This window comes from Shewanella sp. AC34-MNA-CIBAN-0136, from assembly GCF_040309945.1.
GTDB lineage: Bacteria > Pseudomonadota > Gammaproteobacteria > Enterobacterales > Shewanellaceae > Shewanella.
The window spans coordinates 1-278 of sequence record NZ_JBEOPJ010000064.1; the positions used below are offsets into that span (position 1 = coordinate 1).

At 46.8% G+C, this 278-nt stretch carries 1 pseudogene; it reads left to right on the top strand.

The features are described from left to right. Positions 1–278, top strand: a pseudogene (locus tag AAEY94_RS20670) (primosomal protein N'); the annotation flags it as partial.

Consider the following 278-nt stretch of genomic DNA (forward strand, 5'->3'; position numbering starts at 1 on the left):
GTGGTTGGTTGAGTGAATGTAGCCGATGCAGCACCAGTGCGACTTTTCATAAGGCAATAGGCCAAATGATTTGCCACCATTGTGGCGATCAATATCATGTACCACATCAATGCCCTGACTGTGGTAGTACGCAAATCTTTCCTAACGGCAAGGGCACCGAGCAAATAGAAGAGTTTTTGAGTAGTGAATTTGCAGACACCCCGATCAGCCGTATCGACCGTGATTCAACTCGGCGTAAAGGTAGCCTTGAAAAAGCACTGGATGAAATAAACCAAGGC